At 44.9% G+C, this 22,413-nt stretch carries 15 protein-coding genes; 9 read left to right on the forward strand and 6 right to left on the reverse strand.

Features of this window, described 5'->3' with window-relative positions:
- Window positions 1–279 precede the first annotated feature (279 nt).
- Window positions 280–3,027, reverse strand: a complete 2,748-nt coding sequence (locus JN178_RS06110) for an insulinase family protein (protein WP_202264479.1) — start codon at window positions 3,025–3,027, stop codon at window positions 280–282.
- Between the two features lie 171 nt (window positions 3,028–3,198).
- On the opposite strand from JN178_RS06110, the gene sixA reads away from it, so the two are divergent.
- Window positions 3,199–3,714, forward strand: coding sequence for a phosphohistidine phosphatase SixA (gene sixA, locus JN178_RS06115; RefSeq protein WP_201283705.1), 516 nt, complete (start codon window positions 3,199–3,201; stop codon window positions 3,712–3,714).
- A gap of 110 nt (window positions 3,715–3,824) precedes the next feature.
- The gene (locus JN178_RS06120) at window positions 3,825–4,013 is read left to right on the forward strand and encodes a hypothetical protein (protein WP_159623143.1); all 189 of its coding nucleotides are present in this window, start codon (window positions 3,825–3,827) and stop codon (window positions 4,011–4,013) included.
- Here JN178_RS06120 and JN178_RS06125 read toward each other — a convergent pair.
- Together JN178_RS06125 and JN178_RS06130 are read right to left on the reverse strand one after the other, a co-directional pair.
- Window positions 4,010–5,311: an HlyC/CorC family transporter gene (locus JN178_RS06125; RefSeq protein ID WP_159623141.1), complete on the reverse strand. Its 1,302-nt coding sequence runs from the start codon at window positions 5,309–5,311 to the stop codon at window positions 4,010–4,012. The genes JN178_RS06120 and JN178_RS06125 overlap by 4 nt on opposite strands.
- 117 nt (window positions 5,312–5,428) lie before the next feature.
- Window positions 5,429–6,220, reverse strand: a complete 792-nt coding sequence (locus tag JN178_RS06130; RefSeq protein ID WP_159623139.1) for a cytochrome C assembly family protein — start codon at window positions 6,218–6,220, stop codon at window positions 5,429–5,431.
- 227 nt (window positions 6,221–6,447) lie between these two features.
- Between JN178_RS06130 and ffh the strand changes: the two genes are divergently transcribed.
- Both ffh and JN178_RS06140 read left to right on the forward strand, forming a co-directional pair.
- Window positions 6,448–7,887: a signal recognition particle protein gene (gene ffh / locus JN178_RS06135; RefSeq protein ID WP_202264481.1), complete on the forward strand. Its 1,440-nt coding sequence runs from the start codon at window positions 6,448–6,450 to the stop codon at window positions 7,885–7,887.
- Window positions 7,888–8,074: 187 nt separating this feature from the next.
- Window positions 8,075–10,150 carry a collagen-like triple helix repeat-containing protein gene (locus tag JN178_RS06140; RefSeq protein WP_202264482.1) on the forward strand — a complete coding sequence of 692 codons (2,076 nt, stop codon included), beginning with the start codon at window positions 8,075–8,077 and terminating at the stop codon, window positions 10,148–10,150.
- Window positions 10,151–10,184: 34 nt separating this feature from the next.
- Here the strand turns inward: JN178_RS06140 and JN178_RS06145 are convergent, their stop codons facing one another.
- Window positions 10,185–10,394, reverse strand: a complete 210-nt coding sequence (locus JN178_RS06145; protein WP_202264484.1) for a hypothetical protein — start codon at window positions 10,392–10,394, stop codon at window positions 10,185–10,187.
- A gap of 132 nt (window positions 10,395–10,526) precedes the next feature.
- Between JN178_RS06145 and JN178_RS06150 the strand changes: the two genes are divergently transcribed.
- From JN178_RS06150 to JN178_RS06170, 5 genes are all read left to right on the forward strand, one after another.
- Window positions 10,527–14,222 (forward strand): ATP-binding protein, encoded by a 3,696-nt coding sequence (locus JN178_RS06150; RefSeq protein WP_202264486.1) that lies wholly within the window; start codon window positions 10,527–10,529, stop codon window positions 14,220–14,222.
- On the forward strand, window positions 14,219–14,854 hold the full coding sequence (locus JN178_RS06155; RefSeq protein WP_159623133.1) for a condensin complex protein MksE: 636 nt from the start codon (window positions 14,219–14,221) through the stop codon (window positions 14,852–14,854). Before JN178_RS06150 ends, JN178_RS06155 begins: the two co-directional genes overlap by 4 nt.
- Complete coding sequence (locus JN178_RS06160; RefSeq protein WP_159623131.1) at window positions 14,851–16,068, forward strand: phosphoenolpyruvate carboxylase; 1,218 nt, start codon at window positions 14,851–14,853, stop codon at window positions 16,066–16,068. Before JN178_RS06155 ends, JN178_RS06160 begins: the two co-directional genes overlap by 4 nt.
- A gap of 362 nt (window positions 16,069–16,430) precedes the next feature.
- Window positions 16,431–16,823: a TerB family tellurite resistance protein gene (locus JN178_RS06165; protein WP_159623129.1), complete on the forward strand. Its 393-nt coding sequence runs from the start codon at window positions 16,431–16,433 to the stop codon at window positions 16,821–16,823.
- Window positions 16,824–16,877: 54 nt separating this feature from the next.
- Window positions 16,878–18,074: an alpha/beta hydrolase gene (locus tag JN178_RS06170; RefSeq protein WP_232369706.1), complete on the forward strand. Its 1,197-nt coding sequence runs from the start codon at window positions 16,878–16,880 to the stop codon at window positions 18,072–18,074.
- An 89-nt stretch (window positions 18,075–18,163) separates the two neighbouring features.
- Here the strand turns inward: JN178_RS06170 and JN178_RS06175 are convergent, their stop codons facing one another.
- Together JN178_RS06175 and JN178_RS06180 are read right to left on the reverse strand one after the other, a co-directional pair.
- On the reverse strand, window positions 18,164–21,277 hold the full coding sequence (locus JN178_RS06175) for an efflux RND transporter permease subunit (protein WP_202264487.1): 3,114 nt from the start codon (window positions 21,275–21,277) through the stop codon (window positions 18,164–18,166).
- The gene (locus JN178_RS06180) at window positions 21,270–22,325 is read right to left on the reverse strand and encodes an efflux RND transporter periplasmic adaptor subunit (protein WP_202264489.1); all 1,056 of its coding nucleotides are present in this window, start codon (window positions 22,323–22,325) and stop codon (window positions 21,270–21,272) included. Before JN178_RS06180 ends, JN178_RS06175 begins: the two co-directional genes overlap by 8 nt.
- Window positions 22,326–22,413: the final 88 nt, after the last annotated feature.

Raw genomic sequence — 22,413 nt, forward strand, 5'->3', positions numbered from 1 at the left:
AACAGCCAGAATAATAAATATGCCGAATTAACCGCATCGCTACAAGGATTTTTTAAGTTTAAGGGAATGATGGTTTACTTCTTAATCAAAGATCCTTTTCTCTCGATTCATTCTATCGGCCAAAAGTTGTAAATATTGAGAAAAGTATGCGTTCACGATGAGGAAGTCGGGTTTGCTGCTTTACCTGTACTTAAGTAAATTAAACAACCCGCGCGTCTCGTTCATTGCCAGAAACACGCTTGGAATGAACGAAAAGCATAGCGGAAAAGTGAACACGCTTTAATAATACGGTATCTTTTGCTTGAACTCGGAAATACTGTTGATTGTACGTTTTTCTAGATTGGGAATATCTTCATATTTGCCGCGAGAATAAAGGACTAATTCACCGCAATACTCGCGATTTGCCAATTTTTCTGCGAAGGCCTGAATTTCTTCAAAACTCAACGCTTTCACACGCTCCGCTAGTTTCACATTTCTGTTAAAACCGAAATCCTGAGTTCCCAAGCTCACCCATAGTCGTTGTGATTTCATGGATAAGGTAAGATCGCGTTCTTCCAATTGTTTTATAAGATTTTGCTGAATGTTGGGCCAATAAAAACGGTAAAATTCAATTTCTTGCAATTGTTGATACAAAAATTCTGTTGTGGCGTCTAACAAGTGCTTTGGACTGCATTGAGGACTTTGAATATAAAAAGCCATGCCTGGGTGCTGATTGTGCGGCACATAACCGGTACCCACGATATAACCTAACTGTTGCTCTGTTCTAAGTGCGTTAAAGAAAGGCGCTGCTAGCATTTGCTCTAATACCATGCACAAGGCTGTGTCCGTTAAGCTTGACGATGGCGCTTGTAAGTAAAGTACAATCGCAGAGTCGTCATGGTCGCAGCACACTTCATGATACAGGCCTTTACCAACTGGCAGTTTAGAGACCGCGCGCGATAGGGGGCTACCATTTGCTCTGTCATTGAGTTCGCGCACATTGTTGGCAAACCGCTTCGCTTCGTCACTAGCCCAATTGCCATGCATAAAGGTTTCAACAAAATAATGACTAAAGGCCTGCTCTCTGCACTGGAGCATTTGCTCATAGCTAATATTTCCCACTACATCCAGTAACTCAACCGGCGCTTGTGTATTTCTTTGAATCAAAACACTTAAACGTGAAAATAATCTGTTAGTAGGCTTGTTGAGCAATGAATTTTGTAAGCTCTGGGTTTGAAGCGCTTTGTGGTGATTAAAAGCACGTTCATCGGGAATATAGGTTTTTACTGCATTTAATAACTGATTGGCTAACAGTGTTTGTTGGTTCGTAAAACCACGAGTATGAAGCGTAAAGCCCGCTTGATGGCCGTAAATTCGGTAATGTAACCCTGCTATTTCTGCGCGATAGTATTTTGCTTGAAGATGGTCATTAAGTGCACCTAGCCAAATTCGTTTCGCAGCAACCGATTCAAGTGTGTTAGAAAAACTGTCGGCATCATATGAAACATAAATATCGCCCTTAGGGCTGTGAAATTGCTGATCTTGTGCAAACCAAAAGCGATAGTCTGAATCATCAATTAGCTTATTTGGCACGTTATAGCCTTGCTCGGGGAGTATTAACTGATATTCATCGCCAAGATAAGGGTTTGGGGGCGGAAGTCTTAAAGCCTCAATTACTGGCGGTGTCGCAAGACTATCTAATACGGCGGGGTCTATTTTTTCAACGTGATATTCTGCCATGTAAAATGCGCAGACTTTAGTTGTTTTCTCACTTTTGGAGATAACTTTTATTCGAACATTTTGACCCGTAAAATATGACAGAGCGTGCACCAATACGCTTTTGTCATAACTGCCTATTGTCGAGCGTAAAATGTTAACTTCATCGGCACTGAAAACGAATAAATGTTGAGCGTATTCTGCAACTAAGCCCAGCGGTTTGACATTTTCCTCATATTCCAACGCAAGTGCATTTAGCTTGGCTTTTTCGTCGTAACGCCATGCTTCATCCACTGCTTTTTTTATCAGCTCAATATAGCAAAATAGCGCGCGTAGTATTTCAGTCTTGTTTTCTAGCCCTTTTTGAGTGAGTTGAAAGCTAACATTAAAATCTTTGAAGTGGTCGCCTTCTATACCAGAACCCGCAATTAAATTAAGTGCCCAGTCTTGCTCTTTCAAATAAGCCAGTAAGCTACCTTCTCCTTCATCACCGATAAGATGACTAATGTAATTTAACGGTTTGCTTCTAAAGTCATTTTGCAGCGCTGGTAACGCAAAGGTGACGATCATCCGCTTGGCATCCTGTAAGGGATGGATATTTATTTGAATGCCAAGTTCATTTTCTGTGTAAAGGGCGGGCCAGTCATCATTCGCCAACGCTCCTGACTCTAATGAACCAAAACACTGGTTTACTAATGATGATAGTTGGTCAAACGGCATGGGACTGGCAATACAAAGGCACATATTGTTAGCACAATAATATGTTGAATGGAGTGCTTTTAGACGTTGCTTAAGTTCAGTTGCAGAGTGTTTTGAAAAGGTGTCGCTATTGCCCACTGAAAACTTAGAAAATGGGTGGGCAGGGTTACACGTCTCTTTATGAATTTGATAAAGCCTGCGTAGATCATCTTTTTTCTTAAACTCAAATTCAGCGTGAATGTTGTTAATTTCTTTGCTTAGCGAGTCTTCCTCAAACAAAGGTTGCCGAAGCATGTCGGCAAATGCTGGCAACGTTTGCGCAAGGGCATCGCCAGTACAGCTGAAATGGTAGTTTGTATACTCCGTGCCTGTCCAAGCGTTTATCGTACCACCGTGCTGCTCTATAAAACCGTTAATTGCATTAGGTTTAGGTAAGTGTCGACTGCCCATAAACAGCATATGCTCAAGCAGGTGTGCAAGCCCCTGACAGTCTTGGGGGTCATAAAAATGGCCTGCTCTAACCGCCATGGAAACGTAGGACTCAGTGGCGGATGGGGTGTGACATAACATTGCACGCATACCGTTAGGCAAGGTAATGTGGTGCGCATTTTCAAAGTTTATAGTGTTACTCACGTTTTCTCGATAGTAGTCGTAAACGCCTTACTGCCGTGGCGAAGGTTGAGTTAGTGTCCGCGAAACGACTGATAATGTATAAAAATTCTCACTATTCGGCGTTTAACGCTATGCGTGGTTACTGCTCTCTGTTATCGTTACCATACTTTCATTAATACTATGCGCAATGTTATGTCAGGTCAAAGTAGCAACGACGACATTTATTTGTTTATTATGCGTCACGGCGAGGCTGAATCGCCTCGATTGGATGACAGAAGTAGGCAATTAACGGCAGTTGGTCGAGAACAATCCAAAGCTGCAGCGGCATGGTTAAAACATCACTATTGTGAGAGTGGACGAGTGGACTTAGCGCTAGTAAGCCCATACCGTCGCGCCAAACAAACTCACGACATGGTGTCTTTAGACATTGTTGCTGACAAACTAGAAAGCAGCGAAGATATCATCCCTGAAGGCTCTCCCAAACTGGTGAGCGACTACATTGATGCGCGAGTTCACGCCGCAATAAATGCAAAAAAGCCCATTCGTTCAATGCTCCTAGTAAGCCATATGCCATTTGTTAGTTATTTGGTCGATGAACTTTGTCAATCTTATACAACAAGTTTGTTTTCAACGGCTTCTATTGCGGTAGTTAAGTATTCTCTTAGAGAGCACAAAGGTACGTTAGTTACGCATTATCAAGGGTTGTAGTACAACCCAAAACTATTCCCGCTTTTTTACAAAAAAACGTTAAGTTAATTTTTGTATGGTCGATAGATTGACTGAGAGTGTCAGAAATTATTCTATTGAAGGGTTGGGAAATGGACAGCAAATCTATTCCTGAGCTCCTAAAGCGTTCATTGCAATCACATATGGCAGAAGCAGATTTACGCGAAGACGAGGAGACTCAGGATATCATTGCAAAACTATCAGTTTTGTCAGACAAGGTGGCAGCCGCCAAAGCAAAGGCACTGGCAAATAGAGCGCAGCGCCTTGTCGATGATAATTAATTCGGCCTTTCTGTACCGTTATCCCGCGGAGCAACGTAGTACTCGGGCATAATTCGAACGGTTTTAATCATGTTCTCGGTAATATCGACTATCTCTAATGGATAACCCGCCAAGCGCACGCTTATTTTGTTTTCAGGAATATCTTCAAGGTATTCAAGCAACAAACCATTTAACGTTTTCGGACCTTCTGTTGGTAGATTCCAGTTCATCTCTTTGTTAAGTTCACGAACGTTGGCACTGCCATCTACTAGTACAGACCCATCCTGTTGTACATGTGCTTCTTTACTGTGGTCAGGCACCATGCTCGTCGTGAAGTCACCGATGATTTCTTCCAAGATATCTTCTAATGTAACCAAGCCCATAATGTCACCGTACTCATCCACAACCAACGCAATGCGTTCTTTTTCGGCTTGGAATTTATACATTAGCGTGTGAAGTGGGGTGGATTCTGGAGTGTAGTAAATCTCGCGAACCGCACGTAGTAGACTCGACTTTGTGAATTGATCTTTAGATAACAGTCTCAATGCATCACGAACGTGTACAAAACCCACCGCATCATCAATACTGTCGCGGTACAAAAGTACTCGCGTGTGCTGTGCATGGGTAAGTGACTTCTGGATCTTTTTCCAATCATCGTTGATATCGATAGCGAAAATTTCAGCGCGCGGAACCATTATGTCTTCCGCGGTTACACTCTCTAAATCGAGAATACTAACCAACATATCTTGGTGCTTTTTGGGGATCATGGTGCCAGCTTCAAACACAACTGTTCGCAGCTCTTCACGGCTTAATGAATCGTCGCTACCGTTTGCTGGACTTATTCTTAAAAGAGCCAAAATACCATTTGTAATGCCGTTTATTGCCGCTACAAAAGGGTAGAGCAAGGTGAGCAAGGGGAGCAAAATGATTGAGCTTGGAAACGCAACTTTTTCAGGGTAGAGCGCAGCAAGCGTCTTCGGCGTCACTTCTGCAAATATCAGTAGTACCAAAGTAAGACCAAAAGTAGCAGCAAATAACCCCCAGTAATCTCCAAATAACCGGATACACAAGATAGTTGCTAATGACGATGCAGCAATATTGACAAGATTATTACCGATAAGGATGAGACCTATAAGGCGGTCAGGTCTGTCGAGTAGCTTAGCAACGCGGATAGCTGAGCGGTTACCTTCGCCTTGAAGGTGCTTAAGTCGATAGCGGTTTATCGACATCATTCCAGTTTCAGAACTAGAAAAATACGCAGATAGAAGTATGAGTACGCCGAGCGCGATAAACAGCGTACTCGTAGATATGTCGTCCAATTAGGGGGTCCTGTCTTTAACTAGCCTTCAAATGTAGTAATTTGATGGCATTGTTTCAAGCGAAAAATGCAGAAAACACGCTAATTGCTTAGAAAATGCTGTTATCTAATTTGCCAATTAGAGAATGAGTTCTTTAACTAACTTGCTTCCAAAGTAAGCCAGTGACAATAAGATGACGCCTAACACTGTCATTACGATAACCTGTCGGCCGCGCCATCCTCTAAGTTTTTGTCCCACAAGCAGAATGAGAAAAACCACTAGAGCCGCGATAGAGAGTACCGTTTTGTGTGCATAGGTTTTATTGAACATATCGTCGAGAAACACAAAGCCACTGATAAGCGATACAGTAAGTAGCGAAGTACCTGCCAAAAGTAACTTAAAAAGAATACCCTCAACTAACATTAAAGGTGGAAGCGAAGAGTGTAGCAGTGAAGCCCCTTTCTGTTTTAGGCGATAAGTAATGTAAGACATCTGAAGTGCGTATAGAAATGCAATCACTAATGTGCAGTAAGCAAAAAGCGACAAGCTTATGTGAACGACTAAACCAGGCTGCAACTCGATATGCATTATGTAAGATACGGGGATAAATTTTGAGGCCAATACTGAAAAACTGGCAAACCCAAACACCACCGGTAACAAAATAAGGTTCGGGATAGCGCGGGCAAAAATCAACATGGCGACTGTAATGATCCACGACACCAAGGAGAGTACATTGGTCACACTCATATCTTGGCCTGGTGCAATCATTATCGCGTTAATCAAAAAGGCAATATGCGCAATAACCCCAACACTTGCTAGTGATAAACCAAGACGCTTGTTAGGTCCTTCGTGATGGACAAACTTGCCAATCAACACCGCAGCGGCTGAAGCGTATAAAAAAGCAGCGGATATGGCGAAAAGGGTGTTCATGTTGCTTCCTGTGATGAGGTGGTGTCGGTCACCAATTGAGTCGGTATTGATACTTCAACTTGGAAGTAAATTCAACCATCTACTTGATTTTGTTTATCTCGTGCCCACTTTTACACCAGTCTACTATTTTTCAGAATTGAAAATTTAAAAGAAATTGCGGTACGTTACTCCCGCCTTTTACGTTACAATGTGGGCATTACGTCTGAAATAAAAAGAAGTTTCATACTATGTTTGAAAATTTATCCGAACGCTTAGGCCAAACATTAAGAAATGTTAGCGGCAAGGGGCGTCTTACTGAAGATAATATTAAAGAAACGCTGCGCGAAGTGCGTATGGCGCTTCTTGAAGCTGATGTTGCCTTACCTGTTGTAAAGGCGTTTGTTGCGCAAGTCAAAGAGCGAGCAGTCGGCACAGAAGTGACTAAGAGCCTTAAACCTGGCCAAGTGTTCATCAAAATTGTGCAGTCTGAACTTGAATCAGTTATGGGGGAAGCGAACGAAAAGCTAAACCTCGCTGCGCAACCGCCTGCTGTTGTATTGATGGCGGGTCTTCAAGGTGCGGGTAAAACAACCTCTGTGGGTAAGTTAGCGAAGTACCTCACTGAGCGCGAAAAGAAAAAGGTAATGGTAGTTAGTGCCGACGTATACCGTCCGGCGGCAATTAAACAGCTCGAAACCTTGGCTGGCGAGGTTAACGTTGCATTCCATCCTTCTACTATTTTGCAAAAGCCCGTTGACATTGTTAACGATGCCATTGCCGAAGCGAAAAAGCACTTCTTTGATGTACTGTTAGTCGATACCGCAGGTCGTCTTCATGTTGATAGCGACATGATGGATGAAATTAAAGAGCTTCACGCGGCAGTTAAACCAATTGAAACCTTGTTCGTGGTAGATGCCATGACAGGTCAAGATGCCGCGAATACAGCGAAAGCATTTAATGATGCACTCCCACTTACTGGTGTCATTCTTACTAAAGCCGATGGTGATGCAAGAGGCGGTGCTGCTTTATCTGTACGTCATATCACTGGTAAGCCAATTAAATTCATTGGTATGGGCGAAAAGGTTGATGCACTAGAGCCTTTCCATCCAGAGCGTATAGCATCTCGTATTCTAGGAATGGGTGATGTACTTAGCCTAATTGAAGAGGTTGAGCGCAAAGTTGATAAGTCGAAAGCAGAAAAACTGGCCAAGAAAGTTCAGAAGGGTAAAGGCTTCGACCTACAAGACTTCAAAGATCAACTTGAGCAAATGAAGAATATGGGCGGCATGATGGGTATGCTTGATAAGCTGCCTGGCATGGGCGGTATGTCTGATAAAATTAAAGATCAGGCAAACGACAAGCAGTTCAATCAAATGGAAGCCATCATTAACTCAATGACACCGGCTGAACGCGCTCGTCCAGATATGATTAAAGGTTCGCGTAAACGTCGTATTGCAGCAGGCTCAGGTACGCAAATTCAAGACGTAAACCGTTTGCTGAAACAGTTTACGCAAATGCAGAAAATGATGAAGAAGATGTCTGGCGGCGGCATGAAGAAAATGATGCGTCAGATGAAGGGCATGATGCCTCCGGGTGGTGGTTTTGGAGGCCCTGGTGGTCCAGGCGGCCCGGGTGGATTCGGCGGTCCAGGTGGGTTCGGCGGTGGCGGTGGATTTCCACCACGTTAAAAAGTTATCGCTCAGCCTAACAGTATTTAAAACCTCAATCGCAGCAATGCATTGAGGTTTTTTTATTTTTCTTGCATCCAGTATCCCTCATCAAACGTTTGGCTTGTTGAACAGGACGTGAGCAGTACTTCTCGCATTGCGCGTTGAAGTAACGTCTCTTCACGAATCAACAAGTACGGAGATGAAGATGGAATTCAATAAAACATCACAACAAAAATTAAAACTATCATTACTTGCTACCGCTATGGCGTTCTCTTTGAGTGCCTGCGATGGTGATGATGGCGCCGATGGTATGAATGGCGTAGATGGAATTGACGGCGCACCCGGGCAAGATGGTGCTCCAGGTCAAGACGGAACACCGGGCTTTGCTTCAGCCACTTTCTTAGTAGCAAACAATGGCGATGAAAACCGTAATACAGTGACCTCTATCGACCAAAACGCGAATGCGTTATCAACGGTAACTACAGGGGCCAACGAAGGGATTGTATTCACTCAGGGTGGAACGTTAGTGCAAGCTGGCGATAGCGATTTACCATTACTGAGAACGCAATGTAATTTTGATGCTCAGGCCGATTACATGATGAGTACAGGACACGAGATAACAGGCGCAACTACCGGGCTGGTTAATCCTAAAGGTATTACTTTTGCACAGAACTCGGGCTTAGTCATGGTAGCTGATTTCAATGGTCAAAAGATAAGTGTTTTTGGCAGTCAAGCGGCAGGAGATGTTGCACCGATTGCTGAAATAATGACAACTACGAAACCGTGGGACGTGGCCTATGACGAACAAAGCGATAGATTATTCGTAGCACTAACCGATGGTACGTTAGCAGTATACGATAACGTCGCTGGCTCCAATTTTGCGCCCTCTGTTATGCGTTCGGTAGTACCTTCCGATGCCGAAGGCAATCAAATTTCGATTAATCTGCACGGTATTGTTTACGAGCCTATGTCTAATCGTATGGTATTGTCTGACGTGGGTGATGCCGCTGTTGCCGATGATGGTCAAATTTTTGTCCTAGACAATGTTTCTTCGGCAGATGGGGCTGTTGTACCAAGCAGAGTAATTGGCGGCGCGTCCACCCAGCTTGGCAATCCGGTGGATATTGTACTTACAGGCTCTGACCTACGTGTAGCAGAAAAGTCAAATGACGCTATTTTGGTGTTCTCAAATATTTTTAACGGTGCTAGTGGTGACGTTGCACCAACGCTATCAACGCCTTCTGTAAAACCAGAGTCGTTGGCCGAGCTAACTCAGCTCGACGATATGAAGGATGCTTCAGACGACGGTATAACCACCATGCCTATAATGGGCCTTGCGGTATCAAGTAACCCCTCAAGCGACAGCGAAACAACAGGACAAGTAGCGCAATACAGTGCCGTATTATCCAGTGAGTTAAGCACCTTCGATGCGAGTATGAGCATCGAGAGCGCAGCATTCACAGCAAGTGGAGACGGTGTGATTACTTTTGATAATGTGGATACCTCGACAGGTGGTTTACTTGTGGTAAATCGACTTAAAAGCACGCGAGACGGTATGATGTATAGCGATAGTTTCGACCACATGATAGTGGGTAGCGAAACAGGTTTGGTTGCCCCTAAAGGGCTTGATATCGCCTCAAAAGCCGGCGTGGTATTTGTTGCTGATGTTAATGAAACCACACCCGCTGTGCGCGTGTTTTCGCCTTGTGCGTCAGGCAACGTCGCGCCTCTATTAACGCTCGAAGCCACCAACGGGGCGCGCCCTTGGGACGTGGACTATGATCCATCTACAGATAGCGCGTACTTGGCTTTAACCAACGGTTCAGTAGCGGTATTTGAAGAAGTATTGCGCAAAATGGAGAGTGGTGAAACCGTTATTACTGGTGAAGATAGATTGATTATTCCAGCGAGTGGGGGAGCAGCGTTTGCTGCGCCAACCAACATACATGGCATAGACTATGACAGCCAAAGCGATAGCCTAGTCATTTCCGATGTGGGCAGCGCAGCAGATGCTACTGACGGAAAACTGTATGTAATTCCCGGAGCGGGAAGTGCTGATGGCTTAATTGATGTATCGGTGAATATTGCTGGACCGAACTCAATGTTGGGTAATCCAGTGGACTTAATGCTCAGCAATGGTCACGTCTACGTAGCAGAAAAGTCAAATGGTATGATTTTGCGGTTTGACAATATTTTAAACTCAGCCTCAGGGGATATCGCACCCACTTTCAACATGATGTACCCATCACCCGAATCGGTTCATGTGTTGTCAGTGAAGTAAGGATGTCTGTGAAAATTGCTGTTGCGATACGTATTTATCGCCTAGCTCCCTGAGGGAATTCAGTCGTCTTAAAGTCGGTACGTTCAAAATGAAAACGAACGTGCCACTTATTTTTGCCCGCCCCCTGTCGTTGAAACTCTGGTCCACCTGCACTAGCCTCTCCCTTTTTGATGTTTACTGGGTTGTGATAGTGTACTTTGTAGCCAACAAGTAGTAGTGCATCTGTCCAAGCGCGTAATTTCATAATACACTGACGGGCTACATCGTGCGCGTGTGCTCGCTTTCTATCAGATATGCAACTTTCTCCATATCGAAGCAGGTACAGTTTTGTGCTGTATGAGCTTTCATGCGGCAGAGTTATTGATACAGGAACACTATGGCAGGCTTAAAACGTATTATTCTTATCGACACCCACTTGCCAGGCGTGGTCGAACTAAAGCTTGATGGACATACCAATATTTGTGGTACAAACGCATCGGGTAAAACAACACTTCAGCGTCTTATTCCCGTATTCTATGGCGAATATCCTTCTCGTGTGGTGCCTGCTACGCGCGATAGTTTCGAGCGTTGGTATCTCCCCCGTTTGTCTAGCTTTATAATCTATGAATATACGCGCGCTGAAGGCGACCTGTGTCAAGCAGTGCTGAGCTCAAACGGAACGGGTGTCAATTATCGTCTGGTGGGTAAACCGTTTGATATTAACGATTACTTGATTGAACAAAAAAATGGTAAACACGCCAGTGTAAGCAGTGCAGAGCTAGCGCGCGCTATGAAGCGCAATAACATTATGGTAACGAGCCTGCTCAATACCAAAGATTTTCGCGCCATTATTCAAAATGATCATGGCGTTTTGAACCAAAGTAACAACGCCAGAGAGTTGTTGGGCTACGCAAAAATCTTCAGCTTGTGTGAACCGTCAAAGCACATGCGCCACATAGAAAAGCTGGCCAAGGCGGTGCATTCTAAAGAAGGCAAGATGGAAACCATCAAAGCGATGATTGCCGCTATTTTGGAAGAAGATGGCGTAACACCACCTACGTCGGGCCTAAGCCGCAATCGTGTCGATGACTGGATCAAAGAATGCCACCTTATTAAGCAGTTCGATAAAATTCGCCCAGAGTTTTCGAAATTAGAACAAGCTGATATGGCACTGACCAGCACAGAGCAGGTACTTGCTAACCTAAAGCATAGTTTTGAACTTGATAAAACCTATCTGGCCGCTCGTGTAGAAACCACCAAAAATGAGCTGGATGAAAACAGCTTTCAGCGCAAGCAAACAGACAGCGAGTGGGGCGACACGCGAGACCACTTAAATCAGGTTATTTCATCAGCCCGTGCAGATGTAGAAAAGTTCACTAGTGAGCTTGATACTGTCGAGCGCGAATTTGATAAGTGGCAAGACGAAAACATTGAGCAGCTTAAAGAAGACGTAGCCAATCTATCACAATGGCAAAATGAAAAGTCATTAGCTGATAGCCGCTACATATTACTTACTGAGAAGCACCAAGATATTGAGTCTGCATATAATAAGCGTTTGGCTGAGTTAGGTGAAAGACTCTCGATCACACTGGAAGAGATGTCTGCTGCACGTCAAGAAGCAGCAGAAAACAAAGCTGAGCAACAACAAAATGAACGCGAAGCGCTGAGCCGAATTCGCGATGACTACAGTGGCCAGTTAAATGCGCTACAAAATGACTTTCAACAAAATACCAATGCGCTAAAGGTCTCTGAGGCTGAACTGAAAGCGTCATTATCAAACGCCGGTTACAACGAGTTTGAACAGTCACAGTTGGATATTCTCGATGCCGCAATTAAAGAGGCGTCTATAAACGAAGATGCAACCAGATCTGAACTTCGTCACGCACAGCAATCGCAAAATAAAGCCATTGAATTTCGAAGAGAGTGTTCTAACGCGTTAGACAAAGCGCGAAACGCTTTTCTACAAGAAGAAAAAGCCGTTAATAAAATTAATGCGTTGCTTTATCCTGGAGAAGGTGCGCTGCTCGAATTCTTGCGCGCGAATGTTGAAGATTGGGAACTGTCACTAGGCAAAGTCATTCGCCCAGAGTTGCTTGAACGCACTGATTTAGCTCCTAGCATGGAAGGTGCAAGCGATACCTTCATGGGCGTAAAGCTTGCGTTGTCTGAACTTGATACGCCTGAATACGCGCAAACCGAACAAGCGCTCAAGCAACAATTACAAGAAGCGGAAATTCGTCAGGCAGCTGCTTTAGCCGCGCAGAATGAATGTGAGCAGCGACTCGCCAAGGCTAATGAAGATGTTCGTAACGCTGAACTCGTTGTTACGCAAAAAGACAACGCGGTAAAAAGCGCTGAAGCTAGTCGAAAGCGTGCGCAGCAAGATAGAGATACGGTACTTAGTGAATATCAACAGGCACTATCGGCACGCAAGCAAAAAGCAAAAACTAAGCTTGAAGCCAATCAACAAGCACAAAAGCAAGCGAAAGCGCAGTATGAGCTAAGTCGCGACGAGATTAAAGACCAGCAGCGCGAAGCGGAGACTGAGCATAAGTTTCACTGGCAGCAGCTTATCGCAGACAGTGAAGCGCGTATATCCCAACTCGATAGTGATATGCGCAAAGCAAAAGACAACGCTGCGCAAGACCGAAAAGACATGCAAGATTGGCTGGAAAGTGAACTCAGTAATCGCGGTGTAGATGTTGATGAAATAGGCCAACTTAAGAAGCAAATTAATAAGTTAAAAGAAGATATCGCGCGTACTGAAACTCATCGCCACAAAGTTGCGGATTACGAGCGTTGGTACACAAATGTATTCACCAAGCAAAAAGTGGTTTGGCAAGAAGGTCTGTCAAAATCTCGTAAGCTTCTTGGCGAATCAGAGCGTAACTTAGCAAACAAACAAAGTGCCTACAAAGCCACTCGTGAGCAGCTGCAAGAACAACATACTCAGCTTGAACTCACACTTAAAACGGCCAGCGAGCACCTTGAGCAAGTGAAAACACTTAGCAAGTCGTTGGCGAAGCTTACCTTGCATGCAGGCGATGAAACGGCGGATATTAAGCACGATGATGTCAGCATAGGCCAGCGTATCTCTGAAGTACAAAGCCAACTTCAGGAACGTGAAAACTTACTCAGCGATATTCGCGCTTATGTAGAGCGGTTCGATCAACTTATCGCTGCTCAAGCGGGGACGGGGCTATCTGACACATGGGAGCGGGCACGAGAAGAGTGCGCCACCTTAAATGCCCATGGCGTCAAAAGCTTTGATCACCGCCGCATGGTATCGCACCTTGCGCAGCTCCTTAACGTGATTGTGCCGCAAAAGCTTCAAGGTTTACGTGAGCAAGGCCGTATATTTGGTGCAGACCTCTCGCAGTACTATTTTGTACTTGCTGACATCGACAAACGCATTGTGTCGCAAAGCCGCCGTATTACTCAGGAAGTTGACGGTGAGCTATTCCTTGATGGTGTATCTGACTCTGCGGTGAAAATTCGCTCTCGCATAAGCGAACTAGAATTCTGGCCTGAGCTTGAACAGTTCAGAAAGCTCTACGAGCATTGGATGGAAGAGGGCGCTAACGAGTTGCCAGAAGAGGAATACGGACAGAGCATGCGTCGTGTTCTTGATATTCTTGGTCGCGCAGCATTAACAGGTGGTATAAGCAAACTATTGGATATCGAGTTGCACCTTCGAGAAGGAAAAAGTGACCTTGTTATTCGTACCGACCGCCAGCTTAACGAATCATCAAGCCACGGTATGGCATACCTGATCTTGTGTAAGTTTCTACTCGCGTTCACGCGTTTATTACGCGGTGATGCCGACGCCACAGTGCATTGGCCTATTGATGAATTGGGTACACTTCACCAGAACAACGTGAAGAAAATCTTTGAAGCGTGTCAAAACAATAACATTAGCGTAGTTGGCGCATTCCCTAATCCAGAATCAGAAGTACTGACGTTATTTGAAAACCGCTATTTAATAGATAAGGTGACCCGTCAACTGCAGGTGGTACAGCCAAAAGCGAGCGCTATTGCAGCACGAATCAAGGCACGAAAGAATGAAGTTGCAGGTGAGGAGACATCAGCATGATGACAGAACAAGGCCGTGTACTTAGTGCACTTTTACAAGGCGCATTTATTTGTCAGGTGACCGATGAAGAAGCGTGGCGTTTTCTAAAAAGTCGTGACAATGCCGCACAACTTGAGCCCCATCTTACGCTGCTTAATCGCACGCTATCTACCACTGCAGAAGGTGATGTATTTTTTGCAAGCTACCTAACCATTGGTGAAAGTGAGCGCAAAGTGCTGACGCAGCAGTTTCAAGATACCGCGTCAAACCTCGTTCCGCTGGTGGAGTGGTTGTTGTTGGTACAACAGGCTAATGAATCTGACATGCCTATCACAATGGGCAGTGCCATTCGTTTAAACGAGCTGCAAACAACCATTGAAGATACACCTGCTTATGCGGAGCAGTTAGAAAAAATCTCGCGTTATCGCATGTTCGGCTCGACCAGTGTGAATTTAGATGGTCAGCTTAAGCAAGTGTTTAAGCGGCTGACGGAGATGGGGTATTTGATTAAGCCTAATCCAGACAAACAAATTTATTTGGGAACAGGAAAAATCGAGCACCTTTACGAAATGTTGCGATTTATTGATGAAACCGAAGCCCTTAGCTTGTCAGAGCAAGCGGAGGCCGCCATTTCGCAAGGTAGCTTGATATGAGTCAGGTGCTAATACAAGCCGGCACTAAATTGCTTAACGCCTTGGGGCGTCATAGTGATTTAATTATGCAGGCTTATATCAATGGCTCAGTGAAAGAGCGCGACCATAGCCCAAAAGTGCTTGAACAGCTGGTGCAGTTGGGTGTGCTTTGGCGCCCTGAAGCGCAAAGCGAGTTGCGCCTTAAAAGTGCGGTAAGAAGTTTGTTGGAGGGAAGCCTTCAAGACGAGCGAAATCGTACTATTAACGCCAATATTGGTGCTTCGCTGGCAAGCCTTAAAACGTTGACAGAACACTATAAAGAGGCGCTTCATTACAACAAATACAATGAAGCCGCTGCCCATATGGGAGATTTAACCGAACATGTGTATCAACTGTCTGAGTCACTCAGTAACAGTGTTCGCGTCATGTTTGGGCGCATCAATAATGAATTTGGTTATGTTTCATCTGTAGAAGCGAAGATTCGTGAAAACGAACTTGCACAAGGGCAGGTGACAGACTTGCTCTCACAACTTGAGTGTTTTCGTTTTGATGAGCTCAGTGAGCTCGCTGGATCTAATCGCGAACTACGTCACTTATTAGTGGTTTCGCTACAGCAACGATTTGCAAAAGCAGCGCAAGAGCTGTCAGTGGTGCAAGCGCGCTTACTCGATTTGCTAGGACGATTCAGAGAGTTCCAAGGCCGCACACGATTGTTAAAAGGGTTCTTGTTGCATATGGAGCAACAACCAGACTTTACGCCGGGTAACTATGCAAACTTGACTAACGTTCCCGTCCTGTTTAATCAGTCTGCAAACACCATTGTTAATGCAAGCCCTGACGTAAATAATGTTGAGCACGAAGCTGACTATCAATACATTGTTGCGTCGTTAACCCATGTGCATAAACGTCAAAACAAACATCAAGATAGCAAGCCTGTCGATATTGATGTGACTGAGCAATCAACCGTTTCGCTGGAAAAAGACCCACTGCAAAAAGCCGTTGAGGATTATTTCTGCGATGTGATTGATTCAGGCCAACCTAAGACGGCGTTGGATTACTTTGAAGAGAAATCCCTAGAATTTGACCCTGAGGTGTGGATTTATCAGGTGATTGGGGGATATCAAGCGCTCGATGATCAAGATAAACAATTTTTTGCTTTAGAGCCCCACGGCGATAATGACAAAGTCTATACCGGTAATTTTTACATCAACGATATTACGCTGGGCTTAAGGTAAGGTATTAACTCACCTTGTTTGTTCAGTTAAATAAAAGGCGCGGGATAATGTAATGACATTCTCCCGCGCCTTTTTGAATTCTACCTCACAGTTTTACCTACTCTTCGGTTTTATCTTGCCAATAGAACACTTGGAATACGCAAAAAAAAACCTATAATGTAAGGGTTGTTTACATAAAATTAACAATGTGAACTTTATTGTTCATCACTGCGTAGTATTGCTGTCATTCGCACACGCTATGCTATGTGACGTGCGGTGAACAGAGGCAAATCTTCTTTTTTTAGAAGGACTTGCCATTCGTTTCTGCAGGATGCAGAAAATGTTGTGGTACTGCCGCGTACAGTACGAAGAGGAAGAATGTTATGCAATTATCAGAACAACAAAGCTTTAACCAAGCCCTAATCAAGCTCTCAGTGTTACTTTATCAGGTCGATGGTATGGTCACCTTGTCAGAACAAGACTATTTGAATGCCATGGTTGACTCTTTAGACTGGCAAAGCCCAATCTGCCCAGAAGCGTTTCTAAACGACACCATTTATCAAACCCGCAAAGCAATTGATACGGGGGACGCTGTCACTTATTTGCGTAGTTTAAAAAACGATTTAGTTTTCGATGCTGCAAAAACGCTGGAAGTGGCGATGGCGATTACCGGCGTAGACGGCGAGCGAAGTGAAGAAGAAACTGAGTTGTTATCTTTGCTTACACATAAATTGCTGGCAAAGGCACTGATTTCTGGTAAAGATACATTACAGTAGACACTGTTAGTTACGCCAGAGTATCAGTTGAATCTTATTATATCCGTTAAAAGAGTGGCGTTATCTCTCGTCGCTACAACAACTCTATTATCACTTTCTGGGTGTCACTCTTCACATAGCGCACAGTTTAGCGCTAGCGACACCGCGTTTCCTGTCAAAGTGGCACCTTACGACGTCTATTTAGATAAGGTTGAGGAATATATCCTAAAGAACCGTACTTTCATTGGTAGCGAGCAGGAAAAAACAAAAGAGTTAGCAATGAATATGCCCTTTGAGTGCGGAGCACAGTACGATGAAGTAGGCATTTTGTTGGTTCACGGGTTGGGTGATTCACCTTTCTTCTTTCGTGATGTAGCGAACGCGTTGTGTGCCGACGGTATTCATGTACGTACAATTTTACTGCCAGGTCATGGTACAAAGCCTGGTGATATGTTGTCTGTGAGTTATGAGCAGTGGCAAACTGAGACCAATTTTCACATCGAACTTTTTTCAGGTGAAGTCAAAAAGCTATATATTGGCGGCTTTTCTACTGGTGCCAATCTCACGACTATCGCAAGCTTTTTTCGCACCGATATCGAAGGGCTAATACATTTTTCGCCTGCGTTTAAGTCGCGCTTTTTTGTGTCTCGATTGGCACCGTATATCGATTCATTGTTTCCATGGCCAAATGTCGAAGACGAAGATAACCCCTCGCGCTACAACTCTACGGCAATGCCAGGGTTTGCGGCATATCAAGAAAGCGTTAATCAATTGCAGACGCTTTTTAATCGTGATGATAAACCTAATACACTACATATTCCGGTATTGATGACGGTTGCAGAAAAAGACAGCGTAGTTGATACCGAAAAAGTGGCAGCGCAATTTGGCGACAACTTTACGCATCCGCGAAAATGTTTGCTGTGGCAAGGTGAATCTATGCCTGAACTCCCCCCACAACATGTGGTGATGCAAAGCATGCAGTTACCCGAGTTACGTATAAGTGCGGCGTCACACATGAGTAATTTATTCGCATCGAGTAACAGCTTGTACGGTACGCAAAGTGAATTTCGTATTTGCGACAATGGGCAGGGTAGCAACAAAGAAGCCCGTTGTAAGGATGGCGAAACCGTCTGGTACGGACCGTGGGGCTACAAAGAAAACGATAAGGTGCACGCTCGTCTTACCTTCAACCCTTACTTCACAAATATGGTAGACAATATTTTAGGTTTTGTAGGTAAAGCAAAAGTAAAAGGGTTTTGTAGAGCAATGTAACGAAGATGAGATAAGCTATTGTATGTACACAATACAAATAAAAAAACGCCACGTAATAGTGGCGTTTTTTTGATGGATAGTAATGCGTGTTAGTGGTGAGCCTGCGCTTCTTCCATTTCGCGTTCAAGCCTCGCACTTTCGTCTGCCCGTGGCTTAGTAAAGCGTGCTAACGCAAGGTAGAGCACTGGCGTTAGGTAAAGTGTAAATACCACTGCAATGCCCAAGCCGCCAAATACCACCCAGCCAATGGCATTACGTGCTTCTGCACCAGCACCAGTTGATAAGATAAGCGGTAATCCACCTAATATCGTAGACACCAGTGTCATCATAATGGGGCGAAGGCGCACTTTACCCGCTTCAACAATTGCGTCGTAAATCTCATAGCCCTTATCGCGAAGTTGATCTGCAAATTCAATAAGTAGAATAGCGTTTTTCGCAAGTAGTCCAATAAGCATAACTAAACCAATCTGAGAGTATATGTTGATGCTCGTACCAGTAAGGAAAAGGGCGTAGACCGCTGCTGCGATACCAAAAGGTACCGTTAACATGACGACCACTGCACTATTAACACTTTCAAATTGTGCCGCAAGTACCAGTAGTACGATGACAAAGGCGAGAATGTAGGTAAGAGCAACTTGCTTTGACGTTTCTTCAAAGGTTTGTGCCTCGCCAAGGAATACGAGACCTATACCGTCAGGCAACGTGTCTTGCGCCAGTGTGCGTACCTTATCAACGATGTCTGCTAGCGGAACATCTTCTGGTAACTCCATTTCTATTTGAATAGCACGACGCTGTGCTTGACGCTCTAACTCAGCCGCCACACCTTCCTCTGTGATGAAGGCAACACTTGATAGCGGTACCAGATTCCCGTTGTTACTTTTCACATATAAGCTAGTGAGATCAGAAGGGTTTATTGTACTGCGGTTATTGGTTTGCAGCATAATTGGAATGGATTGGTCACCCACGTTTAAATCTGCAATATCGTCACCGTTTACTGCTGCCCGCAACGTGCTAGCAATGTCGTTGAGTGGAACACCCAACTCTTCAGCGCGACGTCTATCAATGTTCACGCGCATTTGGGGCTGAGTAGGGTCGTAGCTTATACGAGGGCGTCCCAGTTCAGGCATTGCATCTTCAAGTTGTCTTGCGAATGCTTGAGACGCGGCAAAAATATTTTCGTATGTATCGCCAGTTAACGCAATTTCAAGGCCGCCACCTTGGCCGCGTAAGTTAAGGCTATTGCCACCAAACGCATTGCCTGGCGCACCAGGAATTTGCTGTAACTTAGGACGTATTTCGTTAACCACATCTTGAAGCGATTTATCACGCTCGTCCCAGTGCTTAAGAGGTGCCGTGATGAACACGATATTTGGATCCCATGACCCTACAACGGTGTAAATCGAATCGATAGTGCCATTATCTACATAGGGTAACAGCAGTTCTTCCATTTTCTCTGCTTGCCTGTCCATAAAGTTCAGGCCTGCACCGTCAGGACCGCGAGCGAAAATACGAATAGTGCCTCTATCTTCACTGGGTAATAATTCATTGTCGATATTCTGAGAAAGGATATATGCTCCGCCGCCAGCTGCAAGGCTCAAAATGCCAACAACCCAGCCATACTTAAGCGCCTTCAACAGTGACGATTGATAAAGGCCTAGACACGCATTACCAAAGCGTCCAAACGTTTTGTTGAAAAGCCCGCTTGTTTTCGCTTCTTTGACTTTAAGTCGTGCAGTAAGCGCAGGTACTAATGACAGCGCAACGAAAGACGAGATAACCACAGCCCCGGCCAACACACCACCAAACTCTCTAAATAGTCTTCCTGCAGTTGAAGGTAAAAATGCGATAGGGATAAATACTGATGCCAGCACTGCAGTAGTGGCTACCACTGCGAAAAATACTTCTCTTGTACCAACCACTGCGGCAGCTCTGGCACCTAATCCCATGCCTCTGCGTCGTTGAATGTTTTCAGATACCACAATGGCGTCATCAACAATCATTCCAGTAGCGAGTACTAAGGCAAGCAAAGTAAGAATGTTCACCGAAAAGCCCATTGCCCAGATAATGGCAAGCGCACCGGCAAGCGATACTGGAATAGAAAGCGCTGGAACAATGGTGGCTCGCCACGAGCCAATGAATACCAATAAGGTAACAACCACCAATGCGATAGTAAGGCTCAGTGAAACTACAACCTCTTTAACAGAGTCACGAATAAACTCTGCATCGTCAGAGGTAACGACGATGTTCATATCGGTGAAGCGTTTGTCTAAATCTTCAACCATTGCCAAAACTTCATCTGAAATTTCGATGGTATTAGAACTGGCCTGGCGTATAACGCCAACGCCAATTACGGGTGTGCCGTCTAAACGCACCATACTTGACGTGTCGGCAGGGCCAAAGTACACGCTGGCTACATCGTTTATACGAATATCGCCGGAAACCACAATGTCACCAACGTCTTCTGCCGTTACTGACGTTGCATCTGCGCGCACAATGAGAGCCTGTTCGGCCGACTGAATGCTGCCAGCAGGGACATCAAAAGGGGCAAGTGATAGGGCGTTGGCAACATCGGTCATTGATAGGCCAAAGCTAGTCAAACGCAATGGATCAACCGATACCCGTAATACTCGTTCTCTATCACCATTTAACGTGACATCGGCAACGCCTGGAATACTTAAAAAGAGTGGAGCTACGTCGGTATCTACTCGTTCTGTCAGCGTCTCCATATCAAGTGTGTCACTTGAAATTGCTAAGCTAACCACAGCTTGTGCATCGCTGTCGGCACGAATGATAGCAACTTGCTCTACATCCTCTGGTAATTGTCGCTGTACACGGCTTACAGACTCTCGTACTTCATTTGCTGCGTCTTCTAAATTTACGCCAGGTCGAAATTCAACGCGTACACGCGCTGAGTTTTCTTCGCTTTGGGCATAAATGTTCTTTACGCCGCTTACTCGCGCAACGGCACCTTCAAGTCTGCCAGTGACTTCAGCGTCTACCGTTTCAGGTGAAGCGCCGGGGAAGTTGGCTGTAACGGTAACGCGCGGAGTATCGACATCAGGTAGTTCTCGAACTTCAAGACCGCTCAGCGCTGCAAGTCCTGCAATGGCGATCAATAGGTTTAATACAACAATAAGAACGGGACGTCTTATTGATAATGATGGCAAATCGTTTGTTGAAGAGGAAAGTTGTGGATCACTCACCTTGTGGCCCTCCCGCCAACTCGGTGGTAATTGCTTGGCCAGTTCTTAAGCGTTGTACACCCTCTGCGATAAGCGTATCGCCTTCGCGTATTTCGCCTGACACAAGTATTGTGCCTCTTAAACGTTGGTGAACGCTTACATCTACCCGTTGCGCCTTACCATCTTTGGCAAGCCATACGTAAGCACCTGTAGCACCCCACAATAGTGCCGCTTCGGGTACGGCAGCAAAGCGCTCACCTTCAATGCTCAGATTTACCCGAAAACTCATGCCCGGGCGAAAAATGTCAGCAGAATTGTCTAAAACTGCACGAGCGCGCAAGGTACGATCCGCTTCATTAATTCGGGAGTCAATTTGTGCAATTTCCGCTTGTACTGTTTTTTCTTTGTCACTCCAAGGTACAAGAGTAACCATTGGAGCATTCATTAACACCGGTAATGATGCCTCTGGCGCCTTAAAGTTAATAAATAACTTGCTGCGGTTATCCAAGGTAGTGATAAGGGTTTGTTCGGTTATACGGTCGCCAACCTCTACGTCAGTGATACCCACAACGCCATCAAAAGGTGCAACGATATGACGGTCTTCTAAATCGGCTTTTGCTTCTTCAAGTGCCACCTCTGCAAGGTCACGCTGCACTCGTGCAAGGTCCAGCTCGCTTACTGGCACTGCGCCATTTTTATAGCTTGATGCTAAACGCTCGACTGTTCGCTGTGCGTCGGCTAAGGTCAATTCTGCGCGTTTCAGTGCCGTTTGTTGTCTTCTGTCATCAAGTCGAACCAATACTTTGCCTTTTTCAACGGCTTGGCCAGGTACGAAGTTTATCTCGGTGACTTCATCTGAAACGGCAGGGTACAAGGCAATTGAGCGCACCGCTTCAGCACTGCCTACCGCCTCTACATTGCGCGTCTCGTTCATAAACTCGATTGGCTTTGTAACGACAAGTTTCGCCTGCCTATCGCCCATAAATTGTGCGTTGGCAATTGGTATCATTAGTAACAGGGCGCAAAGACTTGTCCATGTCTTTGCTGCATTAAAAACAGACTTCTTCATTTATTAACCCGTAGCGATATTCTATTTATACATTGTTGTTTGAACGTGCTGTTTGAAAAATAACCAATTCAGCAATGTTCATTTGTAC

Source organism: Alteromonas sp. KC3, from assembly GCF_016756315.1.
Taxonomy (GTDB): domain Bacteria; phylum Pseudomonadota; class Gammaproteobacteria; order Enterobacterales; family Alteromonadaceae; genus Alteromonas.

Excerpts from the sequence above, each read along its gene's own strand:
- ffh (WP_202264481.1), top strand. The coding sequence starts at position 6,448 with ATGTTTGAAAATTTATCCGAACGCTTAGGCCAAACATTAAGAAATGTT.
- JN178_RS06150 (WP_202264486.1), top strand. The coding sequence starts at position 10,527 with ATGGCAGGCTTAAAACGTATTATTCTTATCGACACCCACTTGCCAGGC.
- JN178_RS06160 (WP_159623131.1), top strand. The coding sequence starts at position 14,851 with ATGAGTCAGGTGCTAATACAAGCCGGCACTAAATTGCTTAACGCCTTG.
- JN178_RS06120 (WP_159623143.1), top strand. The coding sequence starts at position 3,825 with ATGGACAGCAAATCTATTCCTGAGCTCCTAAAGCGTTCATTGCAATCA.
- JN178_RS06145 (WP_202264484.1), bottom strand. The coding sequence starts at position 10,394 with ATGAAATTACGCGCTTGGACAGATGCACTACTACTTGTTGGCTACAAA.
- JN178_RS06165 (WP_159623129.1), top strand. The coding sequence starts at position 16,431 with ATGCAATTATCAGAACAACAAAGCTTTAACCAAGCCCTAATCAAGCTC.
- JN178_RS06180 (WP_202264489.1), bottom strand. The coding sequence starts at position 22,325 with ATGAAGAAGTCTGTTTTTAATGCAGCAAAGACATGGACAAGTCTTTGC.
- sixA (WP_201283705.1), top strand. The coding sequence starts at position 3,199 with ATGTCAGGTCAAAGTAGCAACGACGACATTTATTTGTTTATTATGCGT.
- JN178_RS06140 (WP_202264482.1), top strand. The coding sequence starts at position 8,075 with ATGGAATTCAATAAAACATCACAACAAAAATTAAAACTATCATTACTT.
- JN178_RS06155 (WP_159623133.1), top strand. The coding sequence starts at position 14,219 with ATGATGACAGAACAAGGCCGTGTACTTAGTGCACTTTTACAAGGCGCA.
- JN178_RS06130 (WP_159623139.1), bottom strand. The coding sequence starts at position 6,220 with ATGAACACCCTTTTCGCCATATCCGCTGCTTTTTTATACGCTTCAGCC.